Genomic DNA, 1,004 nt, shown 5'->3' on the forward strand with positions numbered 1-1,004 from the left:
GGACCGCGCTCGGGGGAGAGGCCGGCCGCCGGGACCGGGTCGTCAGCCGTGCCGGTCTCCGGGTCGCGGCCGTGGATGCCGCCGCCCGCCGCGTCGCGACCGTGGTATTCGCCGTCCGCCGATCCGCCGGCCCTGGGCCCCCGGCCCGCCGGGCCGCCGCCCGTAGAACCGCCACCGGCGTCGCCGGGCGGGCGGGACCGGGGCCGGGGTTCCTGGTCGAAGCCGCTGGCAGTGGTGCTGGTGCTGGTCGGTGTGTTCGCCACCGGGGCGGGGCTCGGGCGCACGGCGGGGCCGTTCGACTTCGCCGACGCGTCCACCGGGTCGAGCCGGTCGAACGGGTCGGGCGCGGTGGCCCCGGCGAGTGCCGCCGCCCCGGTCCGGAAGCCGGCGAGCCGGCCGGTACGCCTGGCGGTGCCGGCCATCAAGGTCAACGCGCCGGTCACCCCGGTCGGGCAGGCGAAGGACGGCTCGGTGGACGTACCGCCGCTGACCGAGCACGACCAGACCGGCTGGTACGACAGGGGAGCGGTGCCCGGCGACCCGGGCCGGGCGATCATCGTGGGTCACGTCGACACCAAGAGCGGGCCGGCCGTCTTCTACCGGCTGCGCTCGCTCAAGCCCGGCGCCCGGATCCAGGTGACGCGCGCCGACCGCAGCGTGGTGACCTTCAAGGTGGACAGCGTCGAGTACTTCGACAAGGCGAACCTGCCCGCCGCCCGGGTCTACGGCGACTCGGGGCCGGCCGAGCTGCGCCTGATCACGTGCGGCGGCGAGTGGGTCGGCGGCCGTACCGGCTACCAGGACAACGTGATCGTCTTCGCGTCCCTGGCGAGCTGACCGCTGCCCGACGCTCTCGCTCCCGCCCTCACTCCGACGATCATGAGGTTGGCGGCGACAAATCGGACCGCGAACGCCGTCAACTTCATGATCGACGGGGAAGGCCGGGAGCCGGGAGGGCCCGAGGGCCGGGACGGGGGAGGGCGGGTCAGGGTTTGGCGGGGACC

Annotated in this window: 1 protein-coding gene; it reads left to right on the forward strand. The window is 75.5% G+C overall.

Annotated elements, in window-relative coordinates; translation table 11 throughout:
• The first annotated feature begins 75 nt into the window (after window positions 1-75).
• Window positions 76-837 carry a class F sortase gene (locus ABD52_RS37300; protein ID WP_152748385.1) on the forward strand — a complete coding sequence of 254 codons (762 nt, stop codon included), beginning with the start codon at window positions 76-78 and terminating at the stop codon, window positions 835-837.
• The last annotated feature ends 167 nt before the right edge of the window (window positions 838-1,004 follow it).

Origin of the sequence: Micromonospora sp. RV43, assembly GCF_001029515.1 — a bacterium.
GTDB classification, from domain to species: Bacteria; Actinomycetota; Actinomycetes; order Mycobacteriales; family Micromonosporaceae; genus Micromonospora; species Micromonospora aurantiaca.

What these genes read in the sequence shown, in the direction of transcription:
- ABD52_RS37300 (WP_152748385.1), top strand. Translation starts at nt 76, where the DNA reads ATGCCGCCGCCCGCCGCGTCGCGACCGTGGTATTCGCCGTCCGCCGAT.